The following is a 15,832-nucleotide window of genomic DNA, read 5'->3' as shown; positions in this document are numbered from 1 at the left end:
GTGAACGTCAGCCGTAGACGCTTCCTGACCACGGCCACCGCACTCGGCTCAGCAGTTCTTCTGGCCCCGCCCGGCGCCGCCCACGCGATCAGCGGCAGCATCCCCGACTACGCGCCCACCAGGGCATCCCTCGACACCCACCCCGTACCGCGCTGGTACAAGGACGCGAAGTTCGGCATCTTCGTCCACTGGGGCGTCTACTCGGTCCCCGCCGGCTCCGCCCGCCAGATGGCCGCCGAGTGGTACCTCTGGTACCAGAGCTTCAATTCCGATCCCACCTGGAAGTACCACCGCGACACCTACGGCCAGGACTTCCTCTACGACGACTTCATCCCGCAGTTCACGGCCGAGAACTACGACCCGGACGCCTGGGTGCGGCTGTTCGAGCAGGCGGGTGCCGAGTACTTCACGCTGACCAGCAAGCACCACGACGGATTCGCCCTGTGGCCCAGTGAGGTGACGGACCGTCACGCCGGGAAGTACGGCCCGAAACGCGACCTGGTCGGCGAGCTGATGACGGCCGCCCGCAGACGCGGCACCGTACGGCCCGGCCTGTACTACTCGCTCGGCGAGTTCTTCAACCCGTCGATCGGCCGGCCGATGAAGAACTTCTACACCGGTGAAGAGGTCCCGATGACCGGCTACAGGCCGGTCGCCGACTACATCGGGGACTACGAACTGAAGCAGCTGTACGAGATCGTCGACCGCTACGACCCGGAACTGCTGTGGGCGGACGGCCAGTGGTTCCGGCCGGCCGGCGAACCGCCGTGGCGCAGCGAGGAGCCCCTCTCCCACTACTACAACCAGGCCAAGAACCGCAGAAAGCCCAAGGGTGTCGTGGTCAACGACCGCTTCGACACGCACTTCGACTTCGCCACCTACGAGCAGCGCACCAACCCCACGATGGACCCCCAGAAGTGGGAGTGCTGCATCACCATGGGCTACTCCTGGGGCTACAACAGGTTCGAGGTCGAGGAGGACTACAAGACCTCCGAGTTCCTCGTCCATCTGCTCGCCGACGTGACCAGCAAGAACGGCAACCTGCTGCTGAACATCGGGCCGAAGCCGGACGGCACGATCCCGGACGTCATGCAGCGGCGGCTGCGGGACATCGGCGCCTGGCTGGACGTCAACGGGCCGGCGATCTACGGCTCGACGCCCTGGGTGCGGGCGGAGGAAGAGGGCAGTGCCCTCGGCATCCGGTACACCGTCACCCCGGGCAAGTTCAACATCATCGTGCTGGGCGCCCCCAGCGGCGCCCTCTCCGTACCCGCGGACATCCCCCTCTCCGCGACCTCGCGGATCCGGCTGCTCGGCCACGACAGACCGCTGAAATGGACTCGTTCCGACGGCAGGGTCCACATCAGCGTCCCGGAGACGCTGCCCAGCGGCCTCGCCAACACCTTCACCGTCGACTGGGAGCGGTGGTGAACAGCGTGAGCACGCGTACGGACGCCCTCGGTCCCACCCTGACCGTCACCACCGAACCCGCCGAACCGGCCGGCGGCGACGCCGTCACCGCCACCGCGGTCCTCGTCAACGACTGCCCGTTCCCGCTGCGCGGGGCCGTCCTGTACCTGGTCGACCCAGGCAGGGCGACCGCCGCACGCACCGTCCCGCTCGGTGATCTGCGCCGCGGCGCAGCGACCACCCGCAGCTGGCGCACGTCGATGCCGGCCGACGTCGCCGGGGACGTCGCGTTCACCGCGCACGTCCTCTTCGACGTGGACGGACGCAGCGCCGACTGCGCGCGGGCCGCGAAGACCGTGAGCGTGCCCTACGAGCCGAACGGGGTGCGGGACCCGTACAGGACGTTCGCCACCGCCGACGACGCCCGGTTCGGCCAGTACGGCAGCCAGTTGGTGATCTGGGCGGGCGGCGGTGACCTGTCCGGCGGCCGTGACGAGAAGGGCGGCATCCTGCTTCCCGGCTCCGCCGCCGCGTCGAGCGTGGTGCAGGTCAAGACGGTCGGCCTCACCGGGAGCGACAACCCCTCCGCCAAGTACGGGATCGCCGTCGCGAACGACCTGACCGCGCCGGAGAAGGGCGGTTACGCCGTGCTCACCATGTCGAGGTCGTACGGCGTGGAGTTCATGACCGACAGCGACGGCGACGGCCGCCTCGACACCTGGGCCGGCGGCGGCGCTTCCACCCACCCCGCCTGGCTGCGCCTGGTCCGCTCCGGCACCGCGTACACCGCGTACTCCACCACCAACGGCCTGGCCTGGAACGAGATCGCCAGTGCCACCGTGCCGTCCGCGAACGGCGCTCTGGACGCCGGCGTGGTGGCGAGCGCCGTGAACCTCAACTATCCCGGCACGACGGTCCGGGCCGTGTTCGACCACTTCACCGTGGGGGAATCATGAACGCCTACCGCCCCGAGGAGGACTTCCTCCCGCCGCCCGTCTCGCTCACCGTCACCCCGCCCGCACCCGAGCCGGGCAAGGCCGTGACCCTGACGGCCACCCTCACCAACACCACCGGGACCGCGCTGCGCGGCACCGTGCTGTACCTCGCCGTGGACGACACCGGGGAGCCGGACAGCCTGGGCAGCCTCGCGCCCGGGCGGTCGGTGACCCGCACCTGGCGGACCCGGCTCGACGACGACGCCGAGGGCCGGATCGCTTTCACCGCCCACGCCCTCTTCGACGTGCACCGCCACGGCTCCGACTGCACCCGCGCCACCTCCTCCGTCGTGCTGCCCTACCGCTCACTGCCCGGGGCCTTCGACAACGCGGGGATCGCCTCCGACGACGCCCTCACCGTCGCGAACATCGACGGCTCGAACTCCAGTCTGTCGGCCGAGGCGCTGGCGTCGGTGGGGCTGACTCCGGGTGCCGCGGTCACGTACGACGGGGTGCCCTTCACCTGGCCGGACACCCGGCCCGGGAGCAAGGACAACGTCGTCTCCTCCGGCCAGACCGTGCTGCTGTCCGGCTCCGGTTCCCGGCTCTCCTTCCTCGGCGCCAGCACCTGGGGCGAGGGCAGGGGCGACGGCAAGGTCGTCTACGCCGACGGCGTCGAGCAGGCGTTCTCTGTCGCAGTCCCCGACTGGTACGGGACGAGCTCCTCCGCCGCGGTGGTGGTGCCCTACCGCCACATCACCACCGGCCGGGACGACAACCCCGTCAGCCTGTTCACCTTCGGAGTCGATCTGGCGGCCGGCAAGGAGCTGCGCTCCCTGGTCCTGCCCAAGGTCAGCGACGGCCTCCAGTCGGGCGTCCCCGCCCTGCACCTCTTCGCCATGACGATCACGTCGATCAACTGAGCTCTGCCGGAAGGACGTTCATGCACGAAAACCGAGGCGACCTCGGCATCCCGGGTGTCACCCGCAGACGGATCCTCACGGGTACGGTCGCGCTGGGCGGCGCCGCGCTGCTGACCCGCCCGCAGGGCGCGCACGCGGCCGGCGGCGCCCTGTTCGACACCGCTCCCGCCGCAGCCGCGCTGAAGCGTCTGCTTCCCGACCACCACCGGCAGTTCACCCTGCGGGCCGTCGACGGCGACACCGACCGCTTCCGGGTCACCGGCCGGGCCGGGCACATCACGGTGGAGGGCACCAGCCCCGCCGTGCTGCTCGCGGGCCTCCACACCTACCTGCGGCGGACCGCGCACGCCTCCGTCTCCTGGACCGGCGAGCAGGTGAACCTGCCGCGCACCCTCCCCGCGCCCGCCGAGGAGATCGCGGGAACGGCCAATGTGCCGCACCGCTTCGCCTTCAACGACACCAACGAGGGCTACACCGGCGCCTACCGCGACTGGGACGCCTGGCAGCACGAGCTGGACGTGCTGGCCGTGCACGGAGTCAACCGGGTCCTCGTCTACATCGGCGGCGACGCGGTGTACTACGACGCCTTCCGCGGCCTCGGCTACTCCGACGCCGCGCTGCGCGCCTGGATCCCCGCCCCCGCCCACCAGCCCTGGTGGCTGCTGCAGAACATGTCGGGCTTCGGCGGACCGGTGTCCCGGCAGCTCATCGAGCGGCGTGCCGCGCTCGCCGGGAAGATCGTCGACCGGATACGCGACCTGGGCATGACGCCGGTCCTGCCGGGCTACTACGGCACCGTCCCGGACGACTTCCCCGCCAAGCACGGCGGGGACGCGGCGGTGGTGGCGCAGGGCACCTGGGGCGCCTTCAAACGCCCCGACTGGCTCGACCCGCGCACCTCGGCCTTCGCCGACGTGGCCGCCGCTTTCTACCGGGCCCAGACGGAACGGTTCGGCGACAGCACGATGTACAAGATGGACCTGCTGCACGAGGGCGGCAACCCCGGTGACGTGCCGGTGGGCGAGGCCGCGCAGGCCGTCGAGGCGGCGCTGCAGAAGGCCCACCCGGGGGCCGTCTGGGCGATCCTCGGCTGGCAGACCAACCCGTCCAAGGCGCTGCTCGACGGCCTCGACAAGAGCCGGATGCTGATCGTGGACGGTCTGTCGGACCGCTACACCACCGTCACCGACCGGGAGAGCGACTGGGGCGGCGCCCCGTACGCCTTCGGCAGCATCTGGAACTTCGGCGGCCACACCCCGATCGGCGCCAACGCCCCGGACTGGGTGGAGCAGTACCCCAAGTGGCGTGACAAGGAAGGCAGCTCGCTCGCCGGCATCGCGGCGATGCCGGAGGCCGCCGACAACAACGCAGCCGCCCTCGCCCTCCTCACCGACCTGGCCTGGACGCCCGGCACCGTCGACCTCGACGACTGGTTCGCCGCGTACGCCCTCTCCCGCTACGGCGGCCCCGACCGGCACGCCGCCGCGGCCTGGCAGACCATCCGCGACACCGCGTACAACATGTCCCGCGCGGACGCCTGGAGCGAGGCGCCCGACGGCCTGTTCGGCGCCCGTCCGAGCCTGACGGCGAACAAGGCCGCCGCCTGGGGTCCGGAGAAGGACCGCTACGACACCGTGGCCTTCGACGCCGCCCTCACCGAACTCCTCGCCGTCCGAGCGGAGTTGAGGGACAGCTCGGCCTACCGGTACGACGTCGTCGACGTGGCCCGGCAGGTCCTGTCCAACCGCAGCCGTGTCCTGCTGCCGCAGATCAAGGCCGCGCACGAGGCCGGGGAGAAGGCCCTGTTCGGCAAGTTGACCAGGACCTGGCTGGACTGGATGAACCTCCTCGACGACCTGCTGGCGGCCTCCGGCCCGCACCTGCTCGGACGGTGGCTCTCCGACGCACGCTCCTGGGGCGCCGACCGGGCCGAGAAGGACCGCCTGGAATACGACGCCCGCTCCCTCGTCACCACCTGGGGCGGACGCGCCAGCAGCGAGGAGGGTCTGCACGACTACGCGAACCGGGAGTGGTCCGGGCTGGTCGGCGGCCTGTACCGCACCCGCTGGAAGACGTACTTCGACGCGCTCGCCACGGGACTCGCCACCGGAAAGGATCCGGCGACGATCGACTGGTTCGCCCTGGAGGACAGCTGGGCGCACGCGCACGAGACGCACCCGACCGAGCCCCACGGCTCCCCGTACGCCCTGGCCCGCCGTGTGCGCGACCTGCTCGCCGCCAGCCCCCATCAGGCGGTCCTCGCCGCGGGGGCCGACCGGGGAGCGGTGGCCGAGGGCAGGCCCGCGACGGTGACGGTCACCTTCACCAACAGGAACGGGTTCGCCGCGGCACGCGGCGTGACCCTTTCCGTCACCGCCCCCGAGGGCACGGCGGTGAAGCCGCTCGATCCGGTGCGCACGGAGTCGGTGGCGTCCGGCGCATCGTTCGCCGCTCGCTTCGAGGTCTCTTTGGCGGGTGAGCCGACGGAACTGGTCGGCCAGGTCGTCGCGGCGGCGGCGTACGCGGGCGGCGGGCAGGCGGTCACGCCGGTACGGCTGGTGGCCGCGGCCGGGGTCGGCGACCCCTACCGCACGGTCTCCTACAACGACGCCGTGTTCGGCCAGGCCGGCGACGAGATCGCCGTCGAGGGCGCCGGGGCCGACCTGTGGGGCGGCACCAACGAGTTCGGGGCGGTGTACCGGGCGGGCGCGTACGGCGACGGAACGGTGGCCGAGGTCACGGTCACGTCCCAGGACGCGACCGGGGGCTGGGCACGGGCGGGCCTCGTCGTCCGCAACGACCTGGACGCTCAGGGGAGCGCGGGCTATGTGAACCTGGCGGTCACACCGTCCAACGGCTGCGCGCTGAGCTGGGATGCCGACGGCGACGGCCGTTTCGACTCGATCGCGCTGTCGGGCTCCTTCACCGCGCCGGTGCGGCTGCGGCTGACCAGGTCCGGCGGCTCGTACACCGGGGAGGCCAGCACGGACGGCGTCACCTGGACGACGGTGGGCACGGCCACACCGGGAGGCGCAGCCGCCGCACAGGACGTCGGGGTCTTCATGACCGCGGCCAACGGCTGGAACGGCGCACGGGGCATCGCCACGTTCGACGGATTCACGGTGGCCTGATCTCTGCGACCGCGACGCCCGCCCGGGCGGTCGGCACGCCCCGGCGGAAGCTCGGCCACGAGACGGCGGCCCGCCCATGGGTCCGCGCGCGCGACCGTCTCGGGACCCGCAGTGTGCAGCGGGTGGTTCATGACGGGCTGTCGGACTCCAGGATCTTGGCGAGCTGCTCGATGGTGGTGTGGATGTCACGTTGGAGACGGGCCAGGTCGAGGCCGTCGTCGCCGAGCACGGTCAGGAGGGCGCGTGCGTTGATCGCCTGGACGACCACGTGCCGATCCGCGCTGCGTGTGGCCACTTCGCGCAGTCCCGTGCCCCCGGCCTCATGGGCCATGCGCAGCGCCAGGCTGTGAGTGGCGGCGGACAACGCCGCGATGGACTCCGGGTGCACGGCGTCGACGTCGGCGGCGACGAGGAGGCCGTCGACGGTGGAGATCACCGTCTCGTTCACGCCCATCACGCCTTCGCGCAGTGCCGTGAGGACCTCGACGAGTGGTTCGGGCTGCTGAATCTCGGACATCGGTTTCCTGGCTTGTGGGCGTTGCCGTCCGCGTCGCGCGCGTGACGGTTCAGGACAGTGACTCAAGGCCTGCGCGGACGCGTTGGAGGACGGATGTCTCGGGTTGGTGCTCCTCGATGCTCGGGAGGAGGGACCGCGGGCCGGTCGCCGCGCCGGGTCGGCGAGCGGGCAGGGGCGGCAGCGGGGACGACGGTCCTGCGTGACTTCGACCGAGTCGCAGCGACCTGGAGAGCGCGAGGTTTCTCTGTTTGAACTTCCTGCGCCTACGAGGGTTCACACCGTATCCGATCGATGTGGGTGGTGTGTTCCGGGAGTGCGCTGCGGTAGCGGAGCGCCCGAGGCCGGGGTGATGCCGCCGGACCGGGGGCCCGGCAGGCGGGGTGCGGTGCTCGGCCGACCGGCCGCCGCTTCCATGTCGTGGTGGACGAGACCGAGCGTGCGGAGACGGGCCAGGTCGAGCATCACCGCGTACGTCCCGCGCCCGAGGGCGAAGGCGAGGTCACGAGGGGTACGGCGGCCGTTCGCCGCGTCCAGCACAGCGGTGTACCGCGGGGACAGTGCGGGGCGGGGAGCGTCGGTCGGCCGGATGCGGGTGCGGGCGAACTCCGCAGGCGAACCCCACAGATGGGTGAGGGCCGCGAGGCGGCGGGTGGTCTCGGCGGCGACGACGTGCGGCGCGAAGGCCCGGCCCACGACGACCGTCGGGACCGGGTCGCGTACCTCCCAGTCGCTGCCTGGGCCGAGCGCGAGGGCGAAGGCGCCGTCGAACACGGCGGCTGTGCAGGCGATCTCGAATTCCTGCGGTGTCAGCAGGCCGCGGGCCTGCAGTTCGTCGCGCAGGGAGTACTCCTGCGGCCCGCTCGCCGCCCAGGCCGCCGCCCACGCCCCGTCCTCGACCCGGCCGGACTTGACGAGCGTCGACTGCGGGCTCGGAGCGCCGGGCGTGTCCACGGCGACGATCATCCCCTCGCGCACATGGATGGCGCCCCCGGGTGTTCCGGGCACGAGCACCGCGACCGTGCGCTTGTCTTCGTGGAGGGCGGCGAGGAGGGCAGGAAGATTGCGCGGGTTGCCGGCAGGGACCTTCATGCCGCGACCCCCTCGGCGTAGAGGCCCACGTGATGCAGTACGAGGGCGAGGTTGGTCTGGCTCCGTTCCAGCACGGCGGCCAGCAGAAGCGGATCGCCGCTCCGGGCGATGGACGCCACGACGAGTTGGCGCGTGGTTCCCGTGATCACGACGCTCTCCAACTCCCCTTGCGCACCGGCGGTGCAGAGCCCGTCGCCGACGAGCCCGACGATCCGGCTGCACTCGACCGGATCCAGCCCGCCCGCGCCCGCCTCGCCGTAAGTCAGTCCCGTGACCGCGTCGATGAGCGAGACACCCGTGACGCCCGGTACTTCGAGCAGACGCCGTAGGGAGGCTTCGACTGATGACAACGGGACGCCCTTTCACTGAAGCTTCACATGGCGACTAAAAGCACCGTAGTTTATTTCGAAAGAGTCGGGACAGGGCATCCAGTTCTCATTTTCTGACACGCCGTCATACAGCACCACCGCACAGACCGAAGGGCTGACGATGAACATCGAGACCGCGCTCAAGGAAGCAATGACGATCGACGGCGCACTGGGCGTCGCTCTCGTCGACTACGAGAGCGGCATGTCGCTGGGCACCCTCGGGGGCGGCCAGGGACTGGATCTGGAAGTGGCCGCCGCGGGGAACACAGAGGTCGTCCGCTCCAAGGCGCGGACCCTCGAACTGCTCGGCATGCAGGACACCGTCGAGGACATCCTCATCACCCTCGGCGCGCAGTACCACCTCATCCGCCCCCTCAGCAGCACCAGCGGCAGCCTCTTCCTCTACCTCGCCCTGGACCGCTCCCGAAGCAACCTCGCCCTGGCCCGCCACTCGCTCAAGCGCATCGAGGTCGGCCTGGAGATGTGACGTCGAAGGCGACGGCCGTACGTCACTCGCAGTAGACGTCCCGGCTCGGGCGTTCACCCTTCGACAGAAAGAGCGAGACCGTCTCGTCGCCGCACGCGTTGCCGTTGCCTGAATAGGAGTCGTGGCCGGTGGCGTTCACCGTCACCATGACGGCGCGGTCGCCGAGGGCCGCGCGGAGCTTGCGCGCGCCGGCGAGGGGGGTCGCCACGTCACGCTCGTTCTGCACGAGCAGGATGTTCGACGGCCCCCGGCCGGTGATCCGCACCGGCTGCTGCCGCGGGCGGGGCCACGCGGCGCAGACCATCGCGTTCCTCGGCATGCCCGATGTCAGCGGATACTTCACCCGGCTCTCGGCGACGCCCTTCTCGTACACGGCGGCCGAGGTGGGCCACGCGCTGTCGTTGCAGATGGTCGCCGCGCCGACCGCGACCGCGTTCTGCAGCACCGACTCGGGGGGCGTCTGCGGGGCCGGCGGCACGGCGCCCTGCAGCCCGGCCCGGATCACCCGGGCCAGTGTCGGGAAGTCGTCGGGGTCGTAGAAGGAGTCGAGCATGGTCTGGCGCAGCGTGGTGCCGTTCAGCACCTCGGGGTTGGCGCCGGGCCAGGGCAGCGGTGTGCGGTCGAGCCGCGCGGCCAGGCCGAGGAAGACCGACCGCACCTCGGCCGGGGTGTCCGCGACCCGGTCGGGGTTGCCGGGCTCGGAGGCCCACTTCGCGAACTCGGCGAACACGTCCTCCACGCCCTGCTCGAACCCGGCGAGCCAGGCCCGGGAGACCTGGGTGCGGCCGAAGTCGCCGGTGGGGTCCAGATTGCTGTCCAGGACGATCCGGTCGGTGCGGTGCGGGAACAGCTCGCTGTAGACGGCGCCGACGTACGTGCCGTACGAGACGCCCCACGCGGAGATCCTGCGCTCGCCGAGCGCGGCCCGGACGCGGTCGATGTCGCGGGCGTTGTCGGCCGTGCTGATGTGCCGCAGCAGTTCCCCGCCGTTGCGCGCGCAGGCGTCCGCCGTCCGCCGCGCCGTGGCCATGTTCTCGGCGACGGATCCGTCGGCGGCGGGCCAGGGGCGCAGCCTGGACAGGGCCAGGTCGGCGTGGTCGAGGCCGCAGTCGACGGGGGCGGAGGGGGCGTTGCCGCGCGGGGCGAACCCGATGAGGTCGTAGGCGTCCCGCACGCCCTGGGGTAACCGCTGCCCCTTCTGCGACGGGTCGGCGAGACTGGAGCCGCCGGGCCCGCCGGGGATCAGGAGCAGCGCCCCGCGGCGGGCCCCGGGCTTCTCGCCCGGGATGCGGGAGACGGCGATGCCGATCTTCGGGCCGCCGGGGTCGGCGTAGTCCATCGGTACGAGAACGGTCGCGCACTCCTGTCGGGGATCGAGCCCGCTTCCCTCGCACTCGCTCCACTCGAGAGGCCCGGCGGACGCGGTGGAGGCGGCGGACGCGGCGACCGGCGCGACCAGACCCAGGACGACGACGGAGGCGGACGCGGTCGCCAGGGCGGCGGTCCTCGTGAACTGCTTCTTGCTGTGCCTCTTGCTCTGCTTCCTCATCTGCTTCATGTGGACGAGCCTCGCCGATCACGCCCGCCCCGCCCATCCGGGGAACAACCCCATTCCCATGGGGGTTTACCCCCGTTCTCTCTTCGGGGTCGTCCCGGACGAACGGGCAGGGCTCGCCCCGACGCGGATGGTGGGCGAGCCCTGTCCGATCGATTCTCGGGCCCGGGAGCGCGGCCCGCCCATGAGTGCGGGGTGGGCGACCGTGGTGAACGGAGCGCACCCCGTGCGGGCCGCGCGCGCCCCGTACGGATCGGTGCCCGGTGGGATGCGTAGCCCGCGCCGCGGCTGGGCAGGCGCTCCTGGACCGGGCACCCCCGCTTGATCGCCCATCGCCCGCGGCGGGCGATACTGGTTCTCCCACGCCGACGTCGCCATCGCCCTCACGAATGGACTCATGCACATCTCCTCGACCGCCCCGCCCTCGACTCCCGCCACGGTGTGGCAGACCCGAGGCCGCCACACCGGCCCCGCCGCGCCGGACGTCCTGCGCAAGAATCTCCAGGCCCTCAAGGAGAGCGGAGCCCTCCAGGACTTCCTGGAGCTGCCCGAATCCGAGACCGCCGCAGGAGAAACGGCCTTCGAGGCCCGGTGGCAGGTGCCGGAGGAGGTGACGGTGCGCGCCCGGCTCACGCTCGCGGAGTGGTCCGGCCGAGGCCAGGAATGGACGCTGGTCGCGGAGGCCGAGCAGCCCTGGGACCTGCGGTGGCCGTCGCCCGCCGCCCTGTTCTGGCCCTGGGAGGCGGGGGCCGACGCCCCGTGGGGGCACGAGACCGTCACCGGGCTGCGCTTCCTCGACGTCAACCCGTTGCCGACGGACGAGAAGGAACTGCGGCGCACGCTCCGGGACGCCCTGCGGGACACCTGGACGGTGCACATCGTCGTCCACGAGGCCATGACGCCCGACGAGCGGGGCCGGCGCACCCTGGTCCCGCTGCTGCCGCCCGGACTGCACCACCGGGTGATCGAGCACCGAGCGGCCCCGCACCAACTGCGCACCCTGAACTGGGCGCTGCGGGAGTCCGGGGTGGAAGTGCCGCGCGGCGGCGCACTGGTGCTGCCCGGCATCCCCGCCCCGGACGCCTACGACGCCGCCGACTTCTCGGTGCGCAGCGTGTTCCTGGACGGCACGCACCCCACCGAACTGCTGGACGCCGTCAAGCGGTTCGTCGCCCTGCCCAAGCCGCCGCCGGAGGGCGCCGACGCCGCGCTGACCGTCCTGCGGGAGCAGTGGCTGCTGCTGACCCTGGAGGAGGAACTCGACCAAGAGCGCCGACTCGTCGCGAGGTACAAGGAGGCGCTGGAGGCGATGACCCAGTCCCGGGACCTGTACCGGGAGGCCGCCGAACACGCCCACGAGGCGCTGGAGGCGTTCCGGGAGGCGGCCGCGGAAGCCGGGGAGGCCGGGCAGCCCCGTCAGCCGCAGACCAGGCCGGGGGGCTCGCCGTTCCAGCAGCTGGGCCGGACGCTGGAGCGCCTCCGGGACACGGCCAAGGGGCTGCGCCCGGCCCCGACGGCTACGGCAGCCTCCGCAGCCGCGTCCACATCCGCTCCTACGTCCGCGTCCCCTTCCACGTCCCCTTCCACGGCGGACCACTCGCCGGAGCGGGACGTCACCACCGGCGACGGACCGGAGACGACCGGCCGGTGAGCCGACGGGCCTGAGGCAGGCCCGCCGGCTCGGATCCGGTCACCGAACCGACGTCAGTTCGACGTCAGCGTGACGTCAGCCCTGCGTCGTTGCGGGGAGAACCGCCGGCCGCGCGCCTACGGTCGCCGTACGGCCTCCGCACTGCCTGCGTACAGACGGACGAGCAGGGCGAGCAGGGCCGTCAGCACGGCCACCGCCGCCGTCGGGGCGGCGATCCACGGTGGGACGAGTGTCGCCGCCGTGAAGCGGGGCAGCCAGGCCGCCTCGACGCGGCCCGCGAGCAGCTGGGCTGCCGCGAACAGCGCCGCAGCCGGCACGGCCGCCCCGAGCAGCGGCAGCGCGGGCCTGCGGACCAGCACCAGGGCCAGGGCCGACAGGAGGCACAGGCCGGACAGGACGAACGCGGCCGCGAGGACGTCGAGGGGTACGCCGTCCCGATGGACCGGCAGGTGCGCGGCGCCGCACAGGGCCAGGGCCAGGACGGCGGCCCAGGCCGTCCACGGCACGAGCGCGTCGGAGCGCCGCGGCGGCGGGGACGACGATGCGGACAGCAGCGTGGGCGGCGGCGCGGCCCCTGCCGCCCCCCCCGCTGTCGTGCGAGGCGTCCGATGAGCTCCGCGACCTCCTCGACCGGCCGGCGGGTGGCCGCCGTGCGGACGGCCTCGTCGCCGCAGTGCTGCTCCAGCGGCGCCCGGTACAGCAGGGCCATGAGCCGGGTGACCTCCTCCACGGGACGGCGTTCCGCCGCGGCGCGGATCATGCGGTCGGCGTGCTCCGCGTGGTGCGGCGGCCGGGACAGCACGGCCACCAGCCGGGACACGTCCTCCAGGGGCCGTTCGGCGCCGGCCGCGCGCAGCACGTCGGCCGCCGCGTCCGTGCACTCCGTGGACTGTTCGAGCAGGGTGACGAGTCGGACCACGTCCTCCAGCGGCAGATGCGCCGCGGCGACGCGGAGCAGGCCGTCGATGGGATCGGGGTACGCGGGGCCGGCGTCGTCCGCCTGGGCCGCGTCCGGTTCCGGTGCGGGCGCGGTCGGCGCCGTGCCGGGGAAGACGGCGGTGGCGTTCGCCGCGCCGGTGAGGTGGGGGACGGAACGGTCCGGTACGGGCCGGGTGGAGCGGGTGATCACGCTTGTCTCTCTCCGATGGCTGCGGTCGCCCTGCGCCCCCCGAGATGCGACACGCGACGTGACGCTGACCATTACTACGGACATATGCCACACTTCGCCACTCGAACGGGGCACCCGTGTGAGGTCGGCCGAGGCCGTCCGAGGCACCCGCGTGAGGCCGTCCGGGGCACCCGCGTGAGGCCGTCCGACCGGCGCGCGACCGCGGGCCTCACGCCCCTTCGGTACTGAAGTTCCGTCCGTCCGGCGCGGTAAACCGGCGGTAAAGGGGAATTCGGGAGCCGAAAACGGGAAAATCGAATGCAGGGTGAGAGCCGCGCAAGAAGGCCGACACCTCGCGACGGACCGTACAGGGAGGGCCCGTGGAAGCGACCACCACGCTCATCGTCGTCGCCGTGACACTCGCCGTGGCGCTGTTCGCCGTGGCCGCCGCCGTTCTCGTACGGCTGGTCCGCGCCCGAAAGGGCCTCAGACGAGCGGGACTTCCCACCGGGCCGCGCTGGGTGTTCTGGGGCGCGGTCCTGTACTTCGTGCTCCCGACCGACCTGCTGCCCGACCCCGTCTATCTGGACGACATCGGGGTCCTCCTGCTGGCCCTGCGCTCCCTGCGTCAGACTCCCGAAAGCCTCGGATCCGACCGTTCCGGGACCCTCAACTGACCGTCCGGCAAGACGTTTTCACCCCCGCTCGACCTCCATCTCCGCTGCTCCGCGCCCTGCTCCGGCCCCGACCCGCCGATGATCACGGAGAGTAAGGAAACCAACCACCCGTTCGATTCGTATAAGTGACTGAAGGTGGCACCAATGCAGCGGGCCCGAGTGACGTCGCACAGCGGCACCGCTTGATCGAGGCAGTATCGACGAGGGAGAGACGATGACACCGTTCACGCTCAACTACGCACGCCCCGCGGCGGAGTTGGAGTTCACCACTCCGTATGCCTACGACCCCGGACTGCAGTTGAACGTACTCCTCGACGGCCGGATCGCCGCCCGCGACCACGCCCTGCTGAGAGAGCTGGGGACGACGACGTCGACGGCGGGTTCCAAGACCCACTTCGACGACTGAGCACGGGCCGACGACGATGACCGTGCTCATACTCACCTGTGAAGAGGACGTCACGGCGGACATGGTGGTCGTGCACCTGAACGCCGCGGGCGTCCCGGTCGTACGGCTGGACCCCGCCGATCTCACCAGCACCGTGGCGCTCTCCGGGGAGTTCGTCCACGGCGCCTTCCGGGGACATCTGTCCTCCGCGGGGCGGCTGGTGAGCCTCGAAGGGCTGCGATCCGTCTGGGTCCGCCGGCCGGGGACCGCGGCGGCCCGGGCGCCCGAACCGTCCGCGTGGCTCACGGAGGAGGCCTCGCAGGCGCTGTACGGGATGCTCCGGGGCACCGGGGCGCGCTGGATGAACCATCCCGACGCGGCCCGGCGCGCCCGGCACAAGCCCTGGCAGCTGCGGCTCGCGCAGCGCAGCGGGCTGCCCGTTCCGGCGACCCTCATCACGACGTTCCCGCAGGCCGCGCGGGACTTCGCGGAGCGCTACCCGGATCTGGTGGTCAAGCCGGTGTCCGGGGCCCATCCGCAGGACCCGCCGCGCGCGGTGCCCACCACCCGGGTCCCGCCGGGCGCCGACTTCGCCGCGGTCGCCTACGGGCCGACCCTGTTGCAGCGCCGGGTCGCCAAGCGGGCCGACATACGGCTGACCGCGGTGGGCGACCGGATCCTGGCCGCCCGCAAGGACACCGTCCCGGGCGGCGACCCCGACGTGGTGGACGTGCGCTTCGCGCCCTCCGACACGCCGTGGCGGCCCGCCGACGCCCCACCGCGGCTGGCCGACGCCGTCCGGAAGTATCTGCGCGAGGCGGAACTGTCCTACGGGGCCTTCGACTTCGCGGAGGACTCCGACGGGACCTGGTGGTTCCTGGAGTGCAACCAGTCCGGCCAGTTCGGCTTCGTGGAGGTGGACACCGGGCAGCCGATCGCCCGCACCATCGCGGAGTGGCTGGCCGGCCCGCCCCCTCAGCGCACTCCCCGGGCCGCCGAGAGCTGCGGCTCAGCGGCCTCATGACGTACGGCCGTGGCGGCGCGGCCTCGTGACGCGCGCCGGCGCGGCTGGAGCTCGGGATGAGCCCAGCCGCGCCGGGACGCCGTCGGAACGCCGGGTCAGACCACCAGGGACATCCCCTGCTCGGTCGCCCCGGCCTGCGCCGCCGCCTGGGCCGGGATCTGCGCCGCGCCGGCCTGCTCCAGCAGCACGTCCGCCGCGGCGACCGCCTCCCGGACGTCGGCCGTGCCCATGAGGATGCACAGCGTGTACATCACGTCCGCCAGCTCACGCGCCGCGTAGGGCGTCTCCCTCTCCGCCTGAGCGATCCTCAGCGTCGCGTACCGGGTCAGCAACGTCCTGGCGACCTTCGGGTCCGGAACGATCACGAGCGCCCCTCTCTCGGTTTTTGCGCAGCGTGTGCCCGGACCTGGGCGAATCATGCGTACGGAGCGCTCATGTCACCCGCTGGGGTCACAATCCAGCCGGACCGGCCCAACCCGGTCGGCCCAACCGGACCCGACCCGACCAGACCCGATCCAAGCTGATCCAGTCCGATCCGACGCGACGCGACCCGCTCCGACTCGACCCGCTCC

At 72.1% G+C, this 15,832-nt stretch carries 15 protein-coding genes; 9 read left to right on the top strand and 6 right to left on the bottom strand.

The window, feature by feature from the left end; all coding sequences use genetic code 11:
* The 4 genes from OG562_RS40500 to OG562_RS40485 are packed head-to-tail and all read left to right on the top strand — an operon-like array spanning position 1 to position 6,399.
* Positions 1–1,431, top strand: a complete 1,431-nt coding sequence (locus OG562_RS40500) for an alpha-L-fucosidase (RefSeq protein ID WP_266406973.1) — start codon at positions 1–3, stop codon at positions 1,429–1,431.
* Positions 1,432–1,436: 5 nt separating this feature from the next.
* Positions 1,437–2,366, top strand: coding sequence for a hypothetical protein (locus OG562_RS40495; RefSeq protein WP_266406972.1), 930 nt, complete (start codon positions 1,437–1,439; stop codon positions 2,364–2,366).
* Positions 2,363–3,268 carry a beta-glucosidase gene (locus tag OG562_RS40490; protein WP_266406971.1) on the top strand — a complete coding sequence of 302 codons (906 nt, stop codon included), beginning with the start codon at positions 2,363–2,365 and terminating at the stop codon, positions 3,266–3,268. The genes OG562_RS40495 and OG562_RS40490 overlap by 4 nt, the downstream gene beginning before the upstream one ends.
* 20 nt (positions 3,269–3,288) lie before the next feature.
* Complete coding sequence (locus OG562_RS40485) at positions 3,289–6,399, top strand: alpha-N-acetylglucosaminidase TIM-barrel domain-containing protein (protein WP_266406970.1); 3,111 nt, start codon at positions 3,289–3,291, stop codon at positions 6,397–6,399.
* A 127-nt stretch (positions 6,400–6,526) separates the two neighbouring features.
* Here the strand turns inward: OG562_RS40485 and OG562_RS40480 are convergent, their stop codons facing one another.
* From OG562_RS40480 to OG562_RS40470, 3 genes are all read right to left on the bottom strand, one after another.
* Positions 6,527–6,916: a roadblock/LC7 domain-containing protein gene (locus OG562_RS40480; RefSeq protein WP_266406968.1), complete on the bottom strand. Its 390-nt coding sequence runs from the start codon at positions 6,914–6,916 to the stop codon at positions 6,527–6,529.
* Between the two features lie 273 nt (positions 6,917–7,189).
* Entirely contained in the window at positions 7,190–8,005 is an 816-nt protein-coding gene (locus OG562_RS40475) for a hypothetical protein (protein WP_266406967.1), read from the bottom strand.
* Positions 8,002–8,355: a hypothetical protein gene (locus tag OG562_RS40470; protein ID WP_266406965.1), complete on the bottom strand. Its 354-nt coding sequence runs from the start codon at positions 8,353–8,355 to the stop codon at positions 8,002–8,004. Before OG562_RS40470 ends, OG562_RS40475 begins: the two co-directional genes overlap by 4 nt.
* 139 nt (positions 8,356–8,494) lie before the next feature.
* Here OG562_RS40470 and OG562_RS40465 point away from each other — a divergent pair, with 139 nt between their 5' ends.
* Positions 8,495–8,860, top strand: coding sequence for a hypothetical protein (locus OG562_RS40465; protein ID WP_266406963.1), 366 nt, complete (start codon positions 8,495–8,497; stop codon positions 8,858–8,860).
* A gap of 22 nt (positions 8,861–8,882) precedes the next feature.
* On the opposite strand, the gene OG562_RS40460 is transcribed toward OG562_RS40465, so the two are convergent.
* Positions 8,883–10,418, bottom strand: a complete 1,536-nt coding sequence (locus OG562_RS40460) for an alpha/beta hydrolase (protein WP_266406961.1) — start codon at positions 10,416–10,418, stop codon at positions 8,883–8,885.
* 394 nt (positions 10,419–10,812) lie between these two features.
* Between OG562_RS40460 and OG562_RS40455 the strand changes: the two genes are divergently transcribed.
* Positions 10,813–12,066 (top strand): hypothetical protein, encoded by a 1,254-nt coding sequence (locus OG562_RS40455; RefSeq protein WP_266406959.1) that lies wholly within the window; start codon positions 10,813–10,815, stop codon positions 12,064–12,066.
* 116 nt (positions 12,067–12,182) lie between these two features.
* Here OG562_RS40455 and OG562_RS40450 read toward each other — a convergent pair whose 3' ends face one another.
* Positions 12,183–12,572: a hypothetical protein gene (locus OG562_RS40450; protein WP_266406958.1), complete on the bottom strand. Its 390-nt coding sequence runs from the start codon at positions 12,570–12,572 to the stop codon at positions 12,183–12,185.
* Between the two features lie 982 nt (positions 12,573–13,554).
* Here OG562_RS40450 and OG562_RS40445 point away from each other — a divergent pair.
* The 3 genes from OG562_RS40445 (at position 13,555) to tgmB (ending at position 15,260) form a co-directional block, all read left to right on the top strand.
* Complete coding sequence (locus OG562_RS40445; protein WP_266406956.1) at positions 13,555–13,851, top strand: YkvA family protein; 297 nt, start codon at positions 13,555–13,557, stop codon at positions 13,849–13,851.
* Positions 13,852–14,065: 214 nt separating this feature from the next.
* Positions 14,066–14,257, top strand: coding sequence for a putative ATP-grasp-modified RiPP (gene tgmA / locus OG562_RS40440; protein ID WP_266406955.1), 192 nt, complete (start codon positions 14,066–14,068; stop codon positions 14,255–14,257).
* 16 nt (positions 14,258–14,273) lie between these two features.
* Positions 14,274–15,260 carry an ATP-grasp ribosomal peptide maturase gene (tgmB, locus tag OG562_RS40435; RefSeq protein ID WP_266406953.1) on the top strand — a complete coding sequence of 329 codons (987 nt, stop codon included), beginning with the start codon at positions 14,274–14,276 and terminating at the stop codon, positions 15,258–15,260.
* A gap of 95 nt (positions 15,261–15,355) precedes the next feature.
* Here tgmB and OG562_RS40430 read toward each other — a convergent pair whose 3' ends face one another.
* On the bottom strand, positions 15,356–15,625 hold the full coding sequence (locus tag OG562_RS40430) for a DUF5133 domain-containing protein (RefSeq protein WP_266406950.1): 270 nt from the start codon (positions 15,623–15,625) through the stop codon (positions 15,356–15,358).
* Positions 15,626–15,832 lie beyond the last annotated feature (207 nt).

The sequence above is a fragment of the Streptomyces sp. NBC_01275 genome (assembly GCF_026340655.1).
In the GTDB taxonomy this organism is placed as follows: domain Bacteria; phylum Actinomycetota; class Actinomycetes; order Streptomycetales; family Streptomycetaceae; genus Streptomyces.
The sequence above is the reverse complement of the archived record's forward strand: the minus strand, read 5'-3'. Positions and strand labels throughout refer to the sequence as shown.